This window comes from Pseudoalteromonas sp. 2CM36K, from assembly GCF_023161865.1.
GTDB lineage: Bacteria > Pseudomonadota > Gammaproteobacteria > Enterobacterales > Alteromonadaceae > Pseudoalteromonas > Pseudoalteromonas tetraodonis.
Genome location: NZ_JALNTK010000059.1, coordinates 1 through 602 on the forward strand (window position 1 = coordinate 1; position 602 = coordinate 602).

General features: G+C 38.2%; 1 protein-coding gene. It reads right to left on the reverse strand.

Annotation, left to right across the window (positions count from 1 at the left end):
• Positions 1-9: 9 nt before the first annotated feature.
• The coding region (locus MTN97_RS17815; protein WP_248475032.1) for a transposase at positions 10-602 on the reverse strand (593 nt) is incomplete at its 5' end.

Below are 602 nucleotides of genomic sequence, written 5' to 3' on the forward strand. Positions count from 1 at the left end.
TAATGCCAGTCAGTTAAGAACTGACTGGCATTTTCTTTTATAGGGGTACTTATTCGGCTTCTTTCTTATCACCCTTGGATAATGCCTATCTGGTAACCTATCGGGTAAGATAAACAATCTAAGTGTTGTCAGTAACTCATCGTAATGAATAGGCAACTTACTTGCACTATGTATTGGCGTAAACATAAAGAAAGCGATAACCTGTCGCATAGATTGGCTAAAGCTTAGCTGTGTAGGCAAAATATCCTCATCTTTAGTTGCATCAAGCATGACGATACGTATTAAATTGTAAGCGAGTAATAACCCCCATAACTCTTGACGTACCATGTCTGGTTTCTTACTACGTAACGTGTGTTTGCTATGATTCAATCCCTGCTTTATTTCTCTAAACGCCAGCTCAATTTCCCAGCGTTGAGTATAAACCTCTGTTAATTCTTCATATGGAAATCGTAAAGGGTCAATGAGAGAGCTGAGAACACGATAGCTTTTTCCATCCACTTTATAGGTGGTTAATCTTGCCATCAAGGTCTCTGGTAATGACTCAAATTTCTTTCTGGCTTGAGGACTTGTGGACAAAATCACTATTTTATCATTGTCATTTA